The sequence below is a fragment of the Bacteroides congonensis genome (assembly GCF_900130125.1).
Taxonomy (GTDB): Bacteria; Bacteroidota; Bacteroidia; order Bacteroidales; family Bacteroidaceae; genus Bacteroides; species Bacteroides congonensis.
In genome coordinates this window covers 62,503-79,676 of record NZ_FQXY01000008.1, presented here as the reverse complement: position 1 = coordinate 79,676, position 17,174 = coordinate 62,503, and the positions used below count along the sequence as shown (strand labels likewise).

The following is a 17,174-nucleotide window of genomic DNA, read 5'->3' as shown; positions in this document are numbered from 1 at the left end:
TGGTTAATGATTGATTTTCTTTTACTGCTTTTGTGTCTCACTGTTCGGGAGAATGAAGCAACAGCCTGTGTCCTGCTTTCAGAGTGACCTTCACCGTCCGCATCTTTTTAGCGACATATCCCGACACGCCCTGTATCACTCCTTTTCCCAGGTCCGAAGCGATCTGCGCCCCGGCATCCGTAGAGATATTGATACTACCGTTCATGGAGGTTCCCATATTTGCCGCTATCTCACGTGCCGCATCATACTCCATCGAGTTGGGGACCGGTATTCCCCGCTGGCCGTCCGCATCGTAAACCTCCAGTTCTACAGGAATAACCGTACCTTTATATTCAACCGCCTGAACAAGGATATCAAGCCGTTCACCTTCCATACGGACTCCGCCGGTCAGGATCGTCCCCTTGGGAATAAACCGGTCATCGACCACCATCGGTTCCAGCAGGCGGATACGCAGCGCCTGACCGTCCGAAACAGTCTGTGTACCGTGTACGCAGGCAGGAATGGTATTCCTGTCAGAAGTCAGCACTTTCCCCACAGGAGTATTGAACCCTACATTCCTTTCCCCCGCAAATCCGTTTCCGGATTCCCCGTTGCTCACGGGTTGTGACAGGGAAGACACCACCTGGTGCCGGACCTGTTTTACCGGTTTGACAGCCGTCCGCTGCCTTTTATCCATTGCCGGAGAAGTCGTCGCCGCCTGTTTCCCGTTGTACCGGGCAGCCAGTTCATAGGATTTCTCCATCAGCGCCATTTTCTCTTCCATCGTAGTCTCCTGCGACGGCTTTTTCATCTGCCGTTCATGCTCCAGCTCTTCGATGCGTCGGAGCAGTTCATTCCTTTCGGAGTTCTCCGCACGGGTATAAAAATTATCCAGCGTACGGTTCATGTTACGGTAGGCACCGGCAGAAGAACGGACAGTATTATGGGAACCTGTAGAGGGGTTATCCGCCTCTTCCACCGGTAATTCCGCCATGCCTTCAGGCAGGTGCACCGTATCCTTACCGGAACTGCCGAACAGCGAGGCCATCTCCTGAAATGCATTTTTACGGCAATTATCCTTTTTCTCCAATTCTTCACGCTCATAAGCGTCCACCTTGTTGCCGTCCATCCTTTGCTGTCCGGGGGAGGGAATATCCGTATTGAATCCCTTCTCTTTCTCCTCCGCCGCCCTCTCCTTCTCAGACGGCGAATAAATCAGCCATAACGAACCTGCAAAGAGCAGGCACATGGCGGGATAGACAATATACCTGATACGCCTGCGTTTTTCCTCGGGACTCAAAGGTCTGTCAGCAGACAAGCCTAACAGTGTCCTGATTTTCTGAATGTCCATAATCATAATAGTCTTTAAAGTGAATGGTTGTATCTTTCTCCGGCTTTATATCCAAAGGACGGATATGCTCAATTTTCAGTCCCCCGCCCGGTTCTCCGAAACCCAAAAGGGAAGAGAGGATCATATACAGGCAGCCTGCCATAAACAGGGCAAATGCAACGGCGATGACAGCCAACCGCTGCCCTGTCGTCAGTCTGCCGCAGTATCGGTGTATCAGGATGTCCGCCTGTTTCCACGGGTATTTTCTTCTTCTCATCGGTCGGCACTCCTTAAATCCTTGTTTTCCATAATGGTAAAATGCTCGATAATGAACCCGTTCGGATTGTCATCCGACCTGACAGCATTCTGAAGCCGGCACTCCGTCACCAGGCTGCGTTCCGTCACGTTGCTCTCACGGATGATCATCTGCCGGGCATACGTCCTCGCCTTATAGGGATAACTGTTGAAGTCGCAGGCCACGCTGTCCACCTGGACAACCTGGTTGATGTTACCCGAAATCAGACGGTTGTAATACCCTTTCTCGGCAAGGTCCACATAATAATGGTAGGCACTCTTGTCGGCCAGCAGCAGAGCCCGGTGGATATTGTGCTCGATGGCGTCCTTCTGCGGCGAAAGGCTGAAGAAGAGTTCATGGAAGCGCCTCACGTGCTCCCTAGCCTCCGCCGGACGGTTCTGGGAAAGATCCTGCGAGAGCGCAAGCATCAGCGACTTCCCGCCGTCCAGCACATAGATCTTTTCACGCTGCTTCTCGGCAAAGCTGTAAGAGCTCCACAACGAATAGCCGGTAATGAGCGTGCAGCAGCATACAAAGGCTGCCAGCATCAGGCGGATACGCCTGAAGCTGCTTTCAATATTGGTCAATGACTTGAATTCCATCTGTGAATCGTTTTTGATTGTTTATTTTCCACGTATACGCCCTCCGATATTACCCAATGCCGCACCGCCGGCACCGGCAGTGAAACCACCGGCTTTAGTCGCCGTACGGTTCAGATTGCGGGAATAGTTGCCGCCACCTCCCGCCTGGACAATCCAGCCGGAAACGGTCGGAACGGTAAAATAACCGACAATCCCGATCAACATGAAAATGATGTACACGCAGTTCGAATTGTCCAGTGAATAATCGGGATTTCCCTGCAGTTCGGCAATATCGTTCTGAAGCATGAGCACCTGTATCTTGGCAAGCATGCAACTGAACAGGTCGCTGACAGGAAGCCACAGGTAGACCGATATATATCTTGTGAACCACTGCCCGAGCGTGGACTGCAAGCCGTCCCACACCGAAATGGAGAAGGCTATCGGACCCAGCACGGAAAGTACCACCAGGAAAAAGGTCCGTACCGTATCTATCAGCAACGAAGCGGCTGCAAAGAGCAATTCCAGCAGGCTGCGGAAAGCGTCACGGATACTCTTCTCCAGATTATACATGCCCACTTCCATATACATTCCCAGACGGGTGGCGGCGTCTCCCGGAGACCAGCCGAGCTCGTCCAGCTGGCGGTCAAACTCCTCGTCGCTGACCAGATAGGCGGTTTCGGGATTGCGCATCATGGCCTCCCTCTCCAGCCGGTCTTTCTGCGCCCTGTACTGCTGCATGTCCAGTGTCTGCCCTTCCAGCATCCTGTGGGTCCCCTGCACAATGGGACTTAAAATACTGTTCATCGTTCCCAGCACCAATGTCGGAAACAGCAGGATACAGATACCCAGCGCAAAAGGGCGAAGCAGCGGATAGACGTCCACCGGCTCGGCACGGGCCATCGACTGCCAGACGCGGAGGGCGACATAAAACAGGGCACCCAGTCCCGCAACGCCCTTCGCCACACCCAGCATGTCCTCGCAAAGAGGCATCATCTCATTGTACAGACTCTCCAGTATCGTATGGAGGCTGGCAAAATCTATCGACAACAGTACCATAGCTACCAGTATCTGGAGGTTTCATCACCATAGAGCCTCATTACGCGGTCCATGTCGTTCCTCTTCCTGGCACGCAGGTAGCTCACGGCGATATTCCTGTTCGTATAATAACTGACAAGGTTCCGGTAACGGCGCATGTCACGGTAACACTCATCCACCACGTCCATGCGGTCCTTGTCCGTCATGGAGAGGGTACTGACATCGATTACCTGCTTCAGATCCTGCAATACGCCGTTGCTCTCCTCCAGAAGTTTCGTATAACCGGAAGCGATGGCGTCCAGTTCCCTTGCCGAAAAATTCTCATCCTTCATCATCCTGCCGAAGCCGGTGACATAGATATCCGACACGTCACCCACCATCAGGATGATTTCACGCACCTTGCGGGCGTCCCTCACCAGGTTGTTCACGGATTTAAGGGCGTCATAGTATTTTTTTGACTGCTCATAGATCTTGACCGTTTCGGAAAAGCTCTGCGCGGTGTTCGTGGCCGTCTTGGAGGTATGCGCAATATTGTCCGACATGTTGATGATACCCTGGGCCAGGTTTCCGGGATCGGTAACCACCCACTGAGCGCTTGACTGTACGGTTGCCAGCAGAAACACCGTACAAACAAGGCTTGCCTTTTTCCATATACCTCCCGTTCTCATCGTCTGTTTTCATTACGTACATAATCACCGTGAGGGGAAAAAGTCAGCACGTCGGTCGCTTCATTATAGGACACATCAATGCGGTATCCGGTGTTGATGAAAAGGTTGCCGTTCTCCTCGACCAGCAGGTAGGTCCGCGGTTTCAGGACACGTGTCTTTCCGCTGCGGGAAAAGACCGTCACCTTATAGGCTCCGCCTTCCTTGTAGACCAGCACGTCAGACTTACCCTCCACGCTGCTCCACGAACCGCAGAGTCTGTCACAGTCCGTTCCGTTTGCTTCCATACAACTTTGCAATACCATGGCGGCCATGCCGACCAGGCATACCGCCAGCCTCACCAATTGTCTGTTTCTCATAACTTCGTTCATTTAGGGGTTGATACTTGTTTTTGTTCCTCTCTTTTCCTCTCAGCCAGCCGCCGGACGGCGAGCTCCAGATTGCCGCCCAGTTCCCGCGTCAGTTCATGGAGTTCCAGCTTCTCGGATTCTTCGGTCGTGTACACCGTATACTCCTCCGCGCTGACCTCCGTCGCATAAACGGCGGAGTGTGTTCCGCCCAGCCCGATCCAGACTTCACGGTAGAAAGGTCCGGGACGGTTCGCACGGTTGATGGAAAGGATCTGCCCCCTCTCCTTCTCCGTCAGTCCCAGAAGTTTCTGGATATGTTCGAACTTGTTCATATATTTACGCTGGTCAAGCAGTATCTTGCAGTCCGAGTTGTTGATGATCGCCTCCTTGACAATATCCGAAGAGATGATGTCGTCCACCTCCTGCGTCACTACCACGGCCTCACCGAAATACTTTCTGACGGTTTTAAAGAGATACTTGATGTATTCACTCATGTTGGCGGACATCAGGGCTTTCCAACATTCCTCAATCAATATCATCTTGCGGATTCCCCTGAGCTTTCTCATCTTGGATATAAAGGTTTCCATGATAATAAGCGTAACCACCGGAAGCAGGACCTTGTTGGAGGAGATGTTGTCCAGTTCAAAGACTATGAACCGTTTGTTCGTCAGGTCCAGCTCCCTGTCCGAGTTCAGCAGGAAGTCATAGTCCCCGCCCTTGTAAAACGGTTCCAGCACATTCAGAAAGCCGTCAATATCAAAGTCCTTTTCACGCACCTTCTTTTGCTCGATCATACGGCGGTAGTCATCACGGACAAACTCATAGAAGCCGTTAAAATCCGGCCTGGACGCCCTGTCATCCGTAATCCGGCGGATATAGGCATTCACCGCACCCGACAGGGCCACCTCCTCCGAACGTTTCGGGGCTTCGTCCTCCCGTTTCCACAAAGTCAGGATCAGCGTCTTGATACTCTCACGTTTTTCAACGTCAAACTGTCCGGAATCCGTATAAAAAGGATTAAAAGCTATCGGATTATCCTCCTCATACGTTATATAGATGCCGTCCTCACCGTGCGTACGGTCATGGATCATACGGCACAGTCCCTGGTAGCTGTTGCCCGTATCCACCAGCAGGATATGCGTGCCCTGTTCATAATATTGTCTGACCAGGTGGTTGGTAAAAAAGGATTTGCCGCTACCGCTGGGACCGAGAACAAACTTGTTGCGGTTCGTGATGATACCGCGTTTCATCGGCAGGTCGCTGATGTCAACATGCAGGGGGATACCGTTCCGGCGATCAGCCATACGGATGCCGAACGGGCTGGGAGAACTCCGGTAATTGGTTTCAGCCGTAAAGAGACAGACGGCCTGTTCCAGAAAAGTGTAGAACGACTCCTCTGCCGGAAAATCACCCGCATTGCCGGGAATGCCAGCCCAGTAGAGCACCGGGGCATCCACCGTATTGTGCCTCGGCGTGCATTCCATCATGGCAAGCTGGCTGCCGGTATCGTTCTTCACACGTCTGAGTTCCTCCCTGTCCTCAGCCCACGCCGTCACGTTGCAGTGGCAGCGGACGGGCAATACGCCCTTCGTATGGGCTTCATCCAGATACATCTCCGTCCACTCCCGGTTTACCGCATTACTCCGGCTGTACTTCGAGAGGGAGAGCATGTTGCGCGAAGTTTTTTCCATCGTACGAAGAATCTCCTGCGCGTCGTCTATAAACACATACTGCGAATAGATATGGTTACAGGGAAGCAACAGGCCGACGGGAGCGGCGAACGAGAGGCGGCAGTCACTGCGGTCGGTGGACATACGTTCATAACGCATATCAGTGGACACCCTGACGGGAAGGTCCTCCGTATCAGAAAGGGTATGCACACACAGCCGCTTGTCACCCACACGCATGCCACCGGGGTTAAGACAGATGTCCTGAAGCACGGCGGTTTCATCCTCCAGCGACAGGGAGAAATATTTCTCCACCAGTCCGGGACGTCCCTCAGTGCCGGTAATCTCGTCCGCCTCCAGCCTGCGCAGGCTGACATGGCCGGAATCGTTCATGATACGCTCGAACTGTTCCACAGCTTCCAGAAACCGGGCCGCCGTGTCCTTGTCAACCATCTCCTTGGGCAGAAGGGAACCGCGGCAGAGGCTGTTAAAGTCACTCCTCTGCCGGCTGCGCTCACGCGTGGTCTTCGTCAGATACAGGTAGCATTTGTGGTTCAGGTACGGGCGCTCGTTGAAATGGCGCTCATAGCTTTTCGACAGGAAGCTCTGTTCACCGTCCCGGAAATCAGGACGATAGGTCTCCTTCGTGAACCAGTCCTGCTTGCAGACAACCGAAAAATCCGGCAGCACTTTGACAGCTTTTACCCAGGAAGAGTGGACAGCCTCGTATTCAGCCGCAGTCATAGTAAACAGTTCGGGAAGTTCCACCTCAAAGGCCACGGTCAGGTCGGCATCCTTGCTGACAATGCAGCCGTTCTCCACAGACAGCAGGGGGAACTTACGTTCAAGCGTTTCAGCTTTCAATACATTTCTCATTTCTTTCTTCTTTTGGTCAGTAATCGGAATAATCTCCTGCGGTGGATCAGATAACGAGGATGGCGTTTCCCCGACAGCAGCTTCATAAGGCCGTGTTCACCATACCGGGCATTCAGGCGGAAGGTCAGCCAGACCAGCAGCGAACCGGACAGGAGTCCGAAAGGAACGCATATCCACTGGTTCACACCGGCTATATAAAGGATGACCACCACAAGCAGCACCGCAACAAGCCCGCCCGCAAAAATAAAAAGGTACTGTGATTTCAGGCCCTTGAACTCCAAAGGATTACCCGCGCCTTTATTTATCTCGTATTCCATAGCCGCTAGAGGAAGAAGGAACGCAGGATGGTGGCGGCCACAATCAAAAATATACAGGCGAAAAACCAGCTGGCTGCCGTCTTGCTGGTATCGGGATCGCCGCTTGAAAACTTGCTGTAGGTCTTGATACCCCCGACCAACCCCAGCACCGCGCCGATGGCATAGCACAGTTTGGTTGCCGGATCGAAATACGAGGTCAGCATGCTCGTGGCTTCGTTGATGCCAGCAAGCCCCTGCCCCTGCGCAAAAGAGGCAGCCGCGAAAAATGCGAAAAGCACTGAAAAAAGGATTCTCTTTCTCATTGTAGAATCGTTTAAGGTGAGACATAAATTTGAATTCGAACGCAAATATAGGAGGGGACAAAAGACCATGATACAAACATTTCATCAGGTGGCAGCAAATGTCAGCAGATGTCATATCTTGCAAAGCACAGACGTCTTTCAGCCCGGTTGAAAGAGAAACAAGCCTGTTAATATCTGCCAGAAAACCATATTGATAAAAGCAATTTAATTCCGGAGCTTGTCAGTTCTCCATTAACAGCATCAAAGCTTATAAGAAGTTTCTTTCTTAAACGTAAAACAAAAAGACGTTTACAACAGCTGGTTTTCCATCAAAAGAACAGAAGCGAAGAAATGCCAATGAAACATAATGAAGAAAGGACAATTCCATGTTTTCCGGAATATTATTGCTATCTTCGTGGCAAATAAACTGACAGGACAATGGAAACAGTTCAATATGATTATAAACAGATTCTGCAGCGCATCGTTGCAGAAATCAAAAGTTCAAGAATCCAAGGTTGCACGCAAGATAACCAGTGCAACAATGGAATTATATTGGAACATCGGCAAGGAACTGTCCGTACAACATTTGAGCAAAGGATACGGAGCACAGGTGGTGGAAATGCTTGCTTCTGATTTGCAGAAAGAATTTCCCGGAACTACGGGCTTTTCTTCGAGGAACCTCTGGGAAATGAAACGGTTTTATGAACGATATTGCGGGGAAAGCCGGAAACTGCAACAGAGCGTTGCAGTTTTACCTTGGGGACACAACCTGTTGTTAATGAGCAAGTGCAAGAACCCGGAAGAAATATACTTTTACGCGACAAGGAGCACGGAACTGGGCTGGACAAGGGATGTGCTGCTGAATTATATCAAAGCGGACGCTTTCTCAACAAGGGAGGAACAACCCAAATTGCATAATTTCAAAGAAACCCTGCCGGAATGTTTACAAGAACAGGCGGAGGAAATGTTGAAAAGCAGGTATAATCTGGAATTCCTGAGAATCACAAAACCCATACTGGAACTGGAATTGGAAAGAAGGCTCGTGGACAAGATAAAAACGTTCCTGCTCGAAATGGGAAAGGGGTTCAGCTTTATCGGGAACCAGTACCGCCTGGTACTGGAGGATAAGGAGTATTTTGTGGATATGCTCTTTTTCAACCGCTGTACCCGGTCCCTGATAGCGCTGGAATTAAAAATAGGTTCATTCCAACCTGAATATGTGGGGAAAATGAACTTTTACCTGAACCTGTTGGACAGACAGGTAAAGATGCCGGACGAGAACCCGTCCATCGGTATTATATTGTGTGCGGACAGGAACAATGTGGAAGTGGAAGTGGCCTTGCAAGGCTCAACGGCTCCGATCGGAGTTTCCGAATACAGTTACCTGATTCCACAAAAACAGATCAAAGAGTTAATCAACAACGAATTGTCCGGAAATAAGGAATAGAAGAAAACAGCCGTAAGGAAAACAAAAAAATAAAAACGCATCCCGGCATTTGTTCCGGGATGCGTTTTTGGTATACCCGACAGGTCACAGATATTGCTTCCAACCGTCCGATACAGGTACGACAGATTTTGTTTTCCGCACGGGCAGAGGGTTCCCGTTCCCGTCCAGATATTTTCCCATCAGACTGTCGATGACATTCTTATTCTCGACCTGGGAGGAAAAAATCTCAAACAGGTCCGTTTCCCGAATGATGTGCAAGGTAAGAGCCGCACGAAGGGATTTCTCCTCATCCTTGTCAGCATCATTCAGTTTAAACAATACATTGCCGGCATTGTCAAGATCATCAGGCGTTACGGCCTGTGAGACGGCATCCACTACCGGGTACGTTCCGTCCAGTTCTTCCTGTTCCTCTTTCAGCATTCTCATCTCCTCCAACGGTAATTTACATTCCACTTCTTCCTCAGCGACATCTTCCTCCTCACCTATAAAATCCGCAGCCGTTTCCAACGGCTGGCTCATATAGGGGGCAACGCCCTTTCCGGCATCCTCATCCAGATAGACAAAACGGGTGCTGCCCATGACGCCGGATTCGCCGCCCGGTTCCGACAAGACGTTTTCCGGCTCTTTCTTTTTTACGGGAGGTAACTTCGCATACAGCAGGTCGCAAATTTCACGTATCTTCTTTTTCTGCCCACATACCTTATATAATATATAACAGGCACAGGCAAGGCGTATCGACAAATAAACTATAGTTCCCATTCCACCGGTTTTTGGGTCGCTTCCCGATTATACATTCCGTTAATTATATCCTGATACCTTTTCAGATGGTCCGACAGTACACTGTTCACAAATGTGGGGACAGACATTTCCGGTGCAATGACCGGAAGCACCCTGGCCAGGACCTTATACAGTGAATCATGTATATAAGTCTGTCTTCTGGCTCCCGTCAGTTTCTGTTGCAGGAATTGTTCCCGGTAATCATCAAAGCCGTATGCCCGCGGTGTTTTCTTCCCCGCGAACGGTTTCTTCTCAATGGAGACATCAGGTTTCTTTTCTTTTTCTTCCGACACTCCGGAGGCACCGGCATCTTCTTCCGGCCGTTCATCCTGTTTCCTTATCTTTTCCAAGGCCGTTGTATCTCCGGCTACCATACGCTTGAGCGCGTCCTCGTCCACATTATAGACGGATCTGTTCTTGTTTGCCATAGTCATGTCCGGTTAAAGTCCGAGTATGGTTTCCATTTCAGCGGCAAGCAAATCGAGGTTGCTTCCTTTCAGAGCGGCGGCGGAAGGCGGAAACAGGGTGCTGCGGAATATCTGCCCGTTCAAACCGACATCCTTTTTATAACGCTCCGCACCCGGAAGAACCGTATTCAATACAGGTAGTCCCAAAGAACGGATGATTTCCATATAAGCGTCATACAAGTCCCTGGAGACGCGCTTGTCCATTTTATTCCAGAACATATGGATATCACGCAAGGGGACTCCCTTGTGATGAAGCAGATATTCCCGGATGGACAGGACAAATGACATGCTGCTCTGCATGACCATCCTCTCCTGGGTGATCGGGGTAAAAACATAGTCCATATTGATGATGGACTGGAAAACGCCCGTGGTATTGACCGTTCCGGGAAGGTCCAAAAGGACAAGGTCATATTCGGTATCGGAACGGTCTATAAAACCATAGGCAGTTTCCTTGGCCTGTTCGGGCGTGGAAGCCAGGATGTTGTAGGCCTTTCTGCTCGTATCCCCGAACTGCTCCACCAGCAAACTTTGCAGACGAGGGGTCTTTTCCACATTTTTTATGTCCCATTCACGCATAGTCATCATGCTGTGCTGGGGATAGTCACAATCTACCACAAGCACGTTCTTTGCCTTATGGTAATGGAAATAGCTGGCAAGCAACACGGTTAACGTTGATTTACCGACTCCGCCCTTCTGATTGCTGAGGGCTACAAATAAAGGTTCCTTCTTCATAACTTCATGAAATTAAGGGTTAATGACTTATTTTCTTTTCGCCTGTATCCTTACATCAAATGACGCCGCACAATACTGTACGGCAGCATGAATACGGCTGTGTATCACTGTTTCCATACATGGACGGTATCGCATCCAACCGGGGTACACAGTACCGTCCCGTCACAGTCTGCACCACATCAGTACGACTTCTCTTGTGCCGGACCGATACGATACATGCAGCCTTGCGTCACACTAAAAACGGAATGTACCTTTGATGCCATACGCCAATATTCGTTATGTATGACTGTATCTATACAAAAGCTGTCTCATGGCATCGATACGCCTACGTATCATTGTATCGGAACGGTGCCGTATCCATACATGACCAACGTCACATTCAACCGGGATACACAGTATTGTCCCACTACCATAGGCAGCGCATTGATAAAGCATTTTTTATACCGTACCGTTCCGTCCCTTGCTGCATTGCGTCACGCCAAAAGTAGAACGGATTTTTGATACAATAACTAAAATCCGCTTCACCCGACATGACATGTCATCAGATGTCATCACTTGTCACATAAATTTCTATTTCACAAGCACTTAATCAGTCATAACTTTGCAAAGTCGGAATAAGACTATGGAGGAAAACATGCTTCATCGGACTACAGCACGCCGTGAACGTCGCGCAGCAATCCGACGAAGGAGGATTCTATGTTCAAACGAACATAGCAAGTTGTGTTTTCGTCCGACAGGAAGTATCCTGTCCGACGAAAACCACTTGCCCGACCTGACAGTCGGGGAATTTCCTCCAAAGTCGGAAATTCCGGAAGAGAAAAAAGGACGGACCATAATTATGCAATGAGTATGAAGGAAGAATCGAGAGCAAAAACGGGCAGAAAGCCCAAAAGCGATCCGGCGGACTACAAATACAGCTTCCGCCTGAATGCCGGAGAAAACATGCGGTTTGAAAAGTTGGTTACCGAATCAGAGGCAAAAGACAAAACACGTTTCATCAAAAAAGCCATCTTCGGTGGCACAATCAAAGTGGTTAAAATCGACAAGGCGACAATGGATTACTACATCCGCCTTACGGAATTTCACAGACAATTCCAGACTATCGGTAACAACTACAACCAGGTCGTACGTGCCATCAGGAGCAATTTCGGGGAGAAACGTGCGATGTCACTACTTTACAAACTGGAGAAAATGACACTTGAACTGATGCTACTGACCAAAAAAGTTATAGCACTAACCGAAGAATACCAAAAGAAATGGTTGCAAAAATAAGTCATGGAGCCAGCCTGTACGGGGCACTGCATTACAATCACGAGAAAGTAGAGAAAGGGACGGCTGAAATACTCTCCGGCAACCGGATGATTTCAGACCGCCCGGGACTACCGGGCGAGGACATGCGCCTCGCCCTGCTCTCCTTTGAGAATTACCTGCTGGCAAACAGGAACACGGAGAAGCCCGTCCTGCACATTGCACTCAGCCCGGCACCGGAGGACAAGCTGACCGATGAACAGCTGGCGGAACTGGCGCAGAATTATATGCAGAAGATGGGATATGGCGACCAGCCCTACATTGCTTACAAGCATGGTGATACACACAATACCCATATCCATATCGTAAGTGTATGCGTGGATGAAGAGGGACGGAAAATCAACGATTCTTTTGAGCATCGCCGTTCCATGACCGCCTGCCGGGAATTGGAAATAGACTTTGGACTGCGGAACGGTGCGGATATGGAAGAACGGAATCAAAAAGCGGAAATGAAGAAAGTGGATGCTACCCAGGGTGATGTACGGCACCAGATAGGCAATACCCTGAAAGCCGTATTGGAAAGTTACCGCTTTCAGACTTTCGGGGAATACAGTGCACTGTTATCCACGCTAAACATTGAAGCCAAACAGGTACGGGGAGAATTCAAAGGCGAGCCTTATACCGGTATTATCTATTCGGCTACCGATGACAGCGGAAAAGTGGTCAGCCCACCTTTCAAGAGTTCACGCTTCGGCAAACGTTTCGGAAACGAACGCCTGGAAAAGAGGATGCTTTCACACACCAGGGATTTCAAGGATGGTAAATGGGCGCCGACTATTCATGCACAGGTGGTTTATGCCATGCGGCACGCACGTTCGCGTGAAGAACTGGCCGGACTATTAAAGAAAGCCCGCATTGATGCAGTATTCCGGGAAAATGAGCAGGGACGTATCTACGGTGTCACGTTCATCGACCATAACAGGCGGGAAGTATTTAACGGTTCGCGCATGGGCAAGGAATTTTCCGCAAACATTTACAATGAACTTTTCAAATGGTGGGACGGTATACCTGCCACAGAACGTTCCGCACATACCGGCACCGAACTATGGCAGCACCATTCGCACAAGGCGGAATCGGGAAGCCCATTGGAACAGGCGGCAAGCATATTCTCCATGGAAACAAATCCGGTAGATTACGGGGAGGAGGCCCTTGCACGCCGTATGAAGAAAAGGAGAAAAGCGAAACGAAAGTCCCGCGGTATTTAAGGAAAACTGATTATTACCCCCATTTACACATAAGTATTATGCAACAGGAAGACGATTTGAGAGCACTCGCTAAAATAATGGAATTCGGAAGGGCGGTGAGCATTTTTCTTTTGGTAGTACACGTATACGTGTATTGTTATCCGAGCATTGCCAGTTGGAATTTAAATCTGGAAGTGATAGACAAAATAATTATGAACTTCAACAATACAACCGGGATCTTCAATTGCGTCCTATGGAGCAAACTGGCAGCTATCCTGCTGTTGGCCGTCTCGTGTCTGGGAACAAAAGGTGTCAAGGGCGAGAAGATCACCCGGCACAAAATCCATGCAGCACTCTTCGCAGGATGCATCCTTTTCTTTCCCAACTGGTGGATATTGGATTTGCCCATGCCCCATGCGGCTGTCACCGCACTTTATGTATTCACATTGGTGCCCGGCTATCTTTGCCTGCTGATGGCAGGATTGTGGATGAGCCGTCTATACAGGCACAACCTGATGGAGGACGTGTTCAATCTCGAAAACGAGTCTTTCCAACAGGAAACCCGGTTGATGGAAAATGAATACTCAGTCAACCTGCCGACAAAGTTTCAGTATCAGGGGAGACTCAATGACGGATGGATAAATGTGGTGAATCCGTTCCGCGCAACTATCGTGCTTGGTACACCCGGTTCAGGCAAATCATACGCAGTGGTAAATAACTACATACGCCAGATGATTTCAAAGGGATACAGTTGTTACATTTACGATTACAAGTTTGACGATTTATCCATAATTGCATATAACACATTGTTAAACAATATGGATAAATACAAGGTAAAGCCCAAATTCTATGTCATTAATTTCGATGACCCGCGTAGATCACACAGATGTAACCCTATCAATCCGGAGTTCATGACGGACATCTCGGATGCATATGAAGCAAGCTACACAATCATGCTAAATTTGAACAAAACGTGGATTGAGAAACAGGGGGATTTCTTTGTAGAATCACCCATCATTCTTCTGGCGGCAATTATCTGGTATTTAAAGATTTACAAAAACGGCATCTATTGTACATTCCCGCATGCGGTGGAACTGCTGAACAAACCGTATTCAGATCTATTTACTATATTAACCTCTTATCCGGAGCTGGAGAACTACCTTTCACCCTTTATGGACGCCTGGAAATCCGGAGCTCAGGATCAGCTCCAGGGGCAGATTGCCAGTGCAAAAATCCCGCTCACCAGAATGATTTCACCACAGCTTTACTGGGTAATGACGGGTAATGATTTTTCCTTAGACATCAACAACCCGAATGAACCGAAATTGCTGTGCGTAGGCAATAATCCCGACCGACAGAATATTTATTCGGCGGCCCTGGGATTGTACAATTCCCGCATTGTAAAGCTGATTAATAAAAAAGGACAACTGAAAAGTACGGTAATCATTGACGAATTACCGACTATATATTTCAGGGGACTGGACAATCTGATTGCCACGGCACGAAGTAACAAGGTAGCAGTCTGTCTGGGCCTTCAGGATTTCAGCCAGTTAAACCGCGATTATGGTGAAAAAGAATCCAAAGTAGTGCAAAATACTGTGGGTAATATTTTTAGCGGCCAGGTGGTCGGGGAAACCGCCAGGACACTTTCAGAGCGGTTCGGAAAAGTACTCCAGAAGCGGCAGTCCGTATCCATCAACCGGCAGGATGTGTCCACCTCAATCAACACGCAACTCGACTCTCTTATTCCTGCCTCCAAGATAGCAAATCTTTCACAAGGAACATTCGTTGGTGCCGTATCGGACAACTTCGGAGAGAAAATAGAACAGAAGATATTCCACGCCGAAATCATCGTAGACCACGAAAAAGTCAGCGGGGAAGAGAAGAATTACAAAAAAATACCCGTCATCAATGAATTCAGGGACAGGGAGGGAAACGACATCATGACGCAGCAGATCGGACGGAACTATGACAGGATCAAGGCGGATGCGCAGGCAATCATTAACATGGAAATGGAACGCATTAAAAATGACCCGGAACTCTGCAGGCGGCTGGGACTGGAGAATGAAGATGACAAAAAGAAGAGAAACGGGAAACAGGAATAAATGCGCATTTTCCCCTCCATAATTTTGAAAGAATCGAGTAGGAGGAAAACGAATTGGTATTCTTCCTACTTTTTCGTTTTCCGACCGCCGAGTAAGCAAGGGGAGTTTCACCCCGAGCTTCTCAATAAACCGTGCGTGAAACTCTCGCTTCACACGGCTTTACTTATTTAACCATTATCAATTGGGAACTCACCTTTTCTTTATTGGTAAATCTTGGCAGAGCGCCACATTTCCAATGATAAAAGATAAGCCCCTCTTTCTCTGCAATACGGGCAAGCCATTCTTGAGCAGGATAGAAACGATGTCTATAACGCTCGAACTTACACATTACCCAACGGGCTAGACGTCCGTTCAACGTCTGCATAAACCACTTCAAACGGGTAGGATAAAACTTACCATAATAAGTCATCCAACCTCGTACGATAGGATTTATATCAGACGCAAGGTGTTCCAATGTGAGATTTGAGTGCCTGTTTAGGTGCCAACTGCGCATCGTCTCATTGATTCGTTTCATTGATTTTCGGCTGATAGCCGGCAGGAAACCCGTAAAACGGTTGCCATACTTATCTACCGATTCCCGGGGTTGAAACGTAAATCCAAGAAAGTCAAAAGTCACATTGGGATAGCACTCCTTTTGACGGCTACTTTTGCAATAGACGATTTTCGTTTTCTCTTCATTGAGCCGCAACCTGCAGCACTCAAACCGTTGTTGAATCATCGCTTGCATATACTCAGCCTGTTTAAGACTATGGCAGTGACAAATTGTATCATCAGCATATCTCTCAAATGGAACACGGGGAAAGTTCTTTTCCATCCACTTGTCAAAGGTATAATGAAGAAACAGATTCGCAAGAACCGGACCTATGACACTGCCTTGGGGTACACCGAGAGCCCTGTCAACCTGACTTCCATCCGATTTCTCATAAGGAACTTTCAGCCAACGTTCTATATACATCAATACCCATTTTTCTTGCGTATGCCGTTTCAAGGCTTTCAGCAGTAGTTCATGGTCTATGGTGTCAAAGAATTTACTGATGTCCAGAACCCACGCATACTTCCAACAACGCTCACGAGCTTTGCCAACAGCATCATGCGCCGAGCGATGGGGACGGTAGGCATAAGAATCCTCATGAAAACAAGGTTCGATAGAAGGGGTTATCAGCATTACTACAGCCATTTGAGCTACACGATCAGATACCGTCGGGATACCCAATGGACGTTTACCACCAGTACTCTTCGGTATTTCTACCAGCTTCACCGATGGAGGAAAGTAACTGCCGGAACTCATGCGATTCCATAGTTTATAAAGGTTACCTCGCAGATTCTTTTCATAATCTTCAAGAGTGACCTTATCAATCCCTGCACTTCCACGGTTTGCTTTCACACGCAGAAATGCATCATAAACCAATTGCTTCGATATTGATATTGGTTTTGCGTTGTCGTTTTGCATCTTCCTAATTGTTTATCAGTTGTACTAACTTTTACGCTAAATAAGCTGACCCCTTCGCTCCATACCCATTACAGGCACTTCTACACTACTACGAGTCAGTCCGCCCCTACTATAAGCATCCGTACTTTCTTCCTTGAAGGTTCTGCCCCTTGGAATTTTCCGTTAACATCTTATAGCAGGTTCCCACGTTCCACATAAGAGCCTCTTAACAGGTCATGCCATCTGTACACCGGATGCCATAACGACAATAAACAGGTAATCTCGTTACTTATCCCAAAAGAGTGAGAAACTCTTGGTTTTGACATCATCTACGGTTATTTTCGATGCT

The 17,174-nt window shown here is 48.8% G+C and carries 18 protein-coding genes and 1 pseudogene; 6 read left to right on the top strand and 13 right to left on the bottom strand.

Translation table 11 applies throughout. The annotated features are described in order from the left end of the window. Window positions 1-37: 37 nt before the first annotated feature. From traM to BQ7997_RS25595, 9 genes and pseudogenes are all read right to left on the bottom strand, one after another. On the bottom strand, window positions 38-1,336 hold the full coding sequence (gene traM, locus BQ7997_RS03690; protein ID WP_073343687.1) for a conjugative transposon protein TraM: 1,299 nt from the start codon (window positions 1,334-1,336) through the stop codon (window positions 38-40). Continuing rightward, window positions 1,287-1,586: a TraL conjugative transposon family protein gene (locus tag BQ7997_RS03685; RefSeq protein ID WP_044129969.1), complete on the bottom strand. Its 300-nt coding sequence runs from the start codon at window positions 1,584-1,586 to the stop codon at window positions 1,287-1,289. The genes traM and BQ7997_RS03685 overlap by 50 nt, the downstream gene beginning before the upstream one ends. Beyond that, the gene (gene traK, locus BQ7997_RS03680) at window positions 1,583-2,206 is read right to left on the bottom strand and encodes a conjugative transposon protein TraK (protein ID WP_044129968.1); all 624 of its coding nucleotides are present in this window, start codon (window positions 2,204-2,206) and stop codon (window positions 1,583-1,585) included. The genes BQ7997_RS03685 and traK overlap by 4 nt, the downstream gene beginning before the upstream one ends. A 21-nt stretch (window positions 2,207-2,227) precedes the next feature. Beyond that, window positions 2,228-3,241, bottom strand: coding sequence for a conjugative transposon protein TraJ (gene traJ / locus BQ7997_RS03675; RefSeq protein ID WP_004323338.1), 1,014 nt, complete (start codon window positions 3,239-3,241; stop codon window positions 2,228-2,230). A gap of 2 nt (window positions 3,242-3,243) precedes the next feature. Next, the gene (locus tag BQ7997_RS03670; protein ID WP_044655412.1) at window positions 3,244-3,888 is read right to left on the bottom strand and encodes a DUF4141 domain-containing protein; all 645 of its coding nucleotides are present in this window, start codon (window positions 3,886-3,888) and stop codon (window positions 3,244-3,246) included. Continuing rightward, window positions 3,885-4,244: a DUF3876 domain-containing protein gene (locus BQ7997_RS03665; protein WP_073344743.1), complete on the bottom strand. Its 360-nt coding sequence runs from the start codon at window positions 4,242-4,244 to the stop codon at window positions 3,885-3,887. Before BQ7997_RS03665 ends, BQ7997_RS03670 begins: the two co-directional genes overlap by 4 nt. 8 nt (window positions 4,245-4,252) lie before the next feature. Further along, window positions 4,253-6,778, bottom strand: a complete 2,526-nt coding sequence (locus tag BQ7997_RS03660; RefSeq protein ID WP_073343685.1) for a TraG family conjugative transposon ATPase — start codon at window positions 6,776-6,778, stop codon at window positions 4,253-4,255. Continuing rightward, window positions 6,775-7,095: a DUF4133 domain-containing protein gene (locus BQ7997_RS25600; protein WP_073343683.1), complete on the bottom strand. Its 321-nt coding sequence runs from the start codon at window positions 7,093-7,095 to the stop codon at window positions 6,775-6,777. Before BQ7997_RS25600 ends, BQ7997_RS03660 begins: the two co-directional genes overlap by 4 nt. 5 nt (window positions 7,096-7,100) lie before the next feature. Further along, window positions 7,101-7,482, bottom strand: a pseudogene (locus BQ7997_RS25595) (DUF4134 domain-containing protein). 261 nt (window positions 7,483-7,743) lie between these two features. Between BQ7997_RS25595 and BQ7997_RS03645 the strand changes: the two are divergent. Beyond that, a complete protein-coding gene (locus tag BQ7997_RS03645; protein WP_235817254.1) occupies window positions 7,744-8,823 on the top strand; it encodes a PDDEXK nuclease domain-containing protein in 1,080 nt (359 codons plus the stop codon). A gap of 84 nt (window positions 8,824-8,907) precedes the next feature. Here BQ7997_RS03645 and BQ7997_RS03640 read toward each other — a convergent pair whose 3' ends face one another. The 3 genes from BQ7997_RS03640 to BQ7997_RS03630 are packed head-to-tail and all read right to left on the bottom strand — an operon-like array spanning window position 8,908 to window position 10,799. Further along, on the bottom strand, window positions 8,908-9,582 hold the full coding sequence (locus BQ7997_RS03640; protein WP_073343677.1) for a DUF4122 family protein: 675 nt from the start codon (window positions 9,580-9,582) through the stop codon (window positions 8,908-8,910). Then, the gene (locus BQ7997_RS03635; RefSeq protein WP_008026391.1) at window positions 9,570-10,028 is read right to left on the bottom strand and encodes a DUF3408 domain-containing protein; all 459 of its coding nucleotides are present in this window, start codon (window positions 10,026-10,028) and stop codon (window positions 9,570-9,572) included. The genes BQ7997_RS03640 and BQ7997_RS03635 overlap by 13 nt, the downstream gene beginning before the upstream one ends. Before the next feature lie 12 nt (window positions 10,029-10,040). Beyond that, the gene (locus tag BQ7997_RS03630; protein ID WP_073343674.1) at window positions 10,041-10,799 is read right to left on the bottom strand and encodes a ParA family protein; all 759 of its coding nucleotides are present in this window, start codon (window positions 10,797-10,799) and stop codon (window positions 10,041-10,043) included. A gap of 87 nt (window positions 10,800-10,886) precedes the next feature. Here BQ7997_RS03630 and BQ7997_RS25095 point away from each other — a divergent pair, with 87 nt between their 5' ends. The 5 genes from BQ7997_RS25095 to mobC all read left to right on the top strand — a co-directional run bounded on the left by BQ7997_RS25095 (window position 10,887) and on the right by mobC (window position 15,396). Further along, complete coding sequence (locus BQ7997_RS25095; protein ID WP_097677735.1) at window positions 10,887-11,300, top strand: hypothetical protein; 414 nt, start codon at window positions 10,887-10,889, stop codon at window positions 11,298-11,300. Between the two features lie 121 nt (window positions 11,301-11,421). Continuing rightward, a complete protein-coding gene (locus tag BQ7997_RS03625) occupies window positions 11,422-11,646 on the top strand; it encodes a hypothetical protein (RefSeq protein ID WP_073343672.1) in 225 nt (74 codons plus the stop codon). Between the two features lie 2 nt (window positions 11,647-11,648). After that, window positions 11,649-12,071 carry a conjugal transfer protein MobA gene (mobA, locus tag BQ7997_RS03620; RefSeq protein ID WP_011108391.1) on the top strand — a complete coding sequence of 141 codons (423 nt, stop codon included), beginning with the start codon at window positions 11,649-11,651 and terminating at the stop codon, window positions 12,069-12,071. Continuing rightward, the gene (gene mobB, locus BQ7997_RS03615) at window positions 12,056-13,312 is read left to right on the top strand and encodes a conjugal transfer protein MobB (protein ID WP_073343669.1); all 1,257 of its coding nucleotides are present in this window, start codon (window positions 12,056-12,058) and stop codon (window positions 13,310-13,312) included. Before mobA ends, mobB begins: the two co-directional genes overlap by 16 nt. Before the next feature lie 38 nt (window positions 13,313-13,350). After that, entirely contained in the window at window positions 13,351-15,396 is a 2,046-nt protein-coding gene (mobC, locus tag BQ7997_RS03610) for a conjugal transfer protein MobC (protein ID WP_011108393.1), read from the top strand. 163 nt (window positions 15,397-15,559) lie between these two features. Here mobC and nicX read toward each other — a convergent pair whose 3' ends face one another. Then, entirely contained in the window at window positions 15,560-16,846 is a 1,287-nt protein-coding gene (nicX, locus tag BQ7997_RS03605; protein WP_073343667.1) for a group II intron reverse transcriptase/nicotine-degrading enzyme NicX, read from the bottom strand. Window positions 16,847-17,174 lie beyond the last annotated feature (328 nt).

Bases quoted from the DNA above. Each gene is read 5' to 3' on its own strand.
- traM (WP_073343687.1), bottom strand. From the start codon at position 1,336: ATGATTATGGACATTCAGAAAATCAGGACACTGTTAGGCTTGTCTGCT.
- BQ7997_RS03685 (WP_044129969.1), bottom strand. From the start codon at position 1,586: ATGAGAAGAAGAAAATACCCGTGGAAACAGGCGGACATCCTGATACAC.
- traK (WP_044129968.1), bottom strand. From the start codon at position 2,206: ATGGAATTCAAGTCATTGACCAATATTGAAAGCAGCTTCAGGCGTATC.
- traJ (WP_004323338.1), bottom strand. From the start codon at position 3,241: ATGGTACTGTTGTCGATAGATTTTGCCAGCCTCCATACGATACTGGAG.
- BQ7997_RS03670 (WP_044655412.1), bottom strand. From the start codon at position 3,888: ATGAGAACGGGAGGTATATGGAAAAAGGCAAGCCTTGTTTGTACGGTG.
- BQ7997_RS03665 (WP_073344743.1), bottom strand. From the start codon at position 4,244: ATGAGAAACAGACAATTGGTGAGGCTGGCGGTATGCCTGGTCGGCATG.
- BQ7997_RS03660 (WP_073343685.1), bottom strand. From the start codon at position 6,778: ATGAGAAATGTATTGAAAGCTGAAACGCTTGAACGTAAGTTCCCCCTG.
- BQ7997_RS25600 (WP_073343683.1), bottom strand. From the start codon at position 7,095: ATGGAATACGAGATAAATAAAGGCGCGGGTAATCCTTTGGAGTTCAAG.
- BQ7997_RS03645 (WP_235817254.1), top strand. From the start codon at position 7,744: ATGAAGAAAGGACAATTCCATGTTTTCCGGAATATTATTGCTATCTTC.
- BQ7997_RS03640 (WP_073343677.1), bottom strand. From the start codon at position 9,582: ATGGGAACTATAGTTTATTTGTCGATACGCCTTGCCTGTGCCTGTTAT.
- BQ7997_RS03635 (WP_008026391.1), bottom strand. From the start codon at position 10,028: ATGGCAAACAAGAACAGATCCGTCTATAATGTGGACGAGGACGCGCTC.
- BQ7997_RS03630 (WP_073343674.1), bottom strand. From the start codon at position 10,799: ATGAAGAAGGAACCTTTATTTGTAGCCCTCAGCAATCAGAAGGGCGGA.
- BQ7997_RS25095 (WP_097677735.1), top strand. From the start codon at position 10,887: ATGAATACGGCTGTGTATCACTGTTTCCATACATGGACGGTATCGCAT.
- BQ7997_RS03625 (WP_073343672.1), top strand. From the start codon at position 11,422: ATGGAGGAAAACATGCTTCATCGGACTACAGCACGCCGTGAACGTCGC.
- mobA (WP_011108391.1), top strand. From the start codon at position 11,649: ATGAAGGAAGAATCGAGAGCAAAAACGGGCAGAAAGCCCAAAAGCGAT.
- mobB (WP_073343669.1), top strand. From the start codon at position 12,056: ATGGTTGCAAAAATAAGTCATGGAGCCAGCCTGTACGGGGCACTGCAT.
- mobC (WP_011108393.1), top strand. From the start codon at position 13,351: ATGCAACAGGAAGACGATTTGAGAGCACTCGCTAAAATAATGGAATTC.
- nicX (WP_073343667.1), bottom strand. From the start codon at position 16,846: ATGCAAAACGACAACGCAAAACCAATATCAATATCGAAGCAATTGGTT.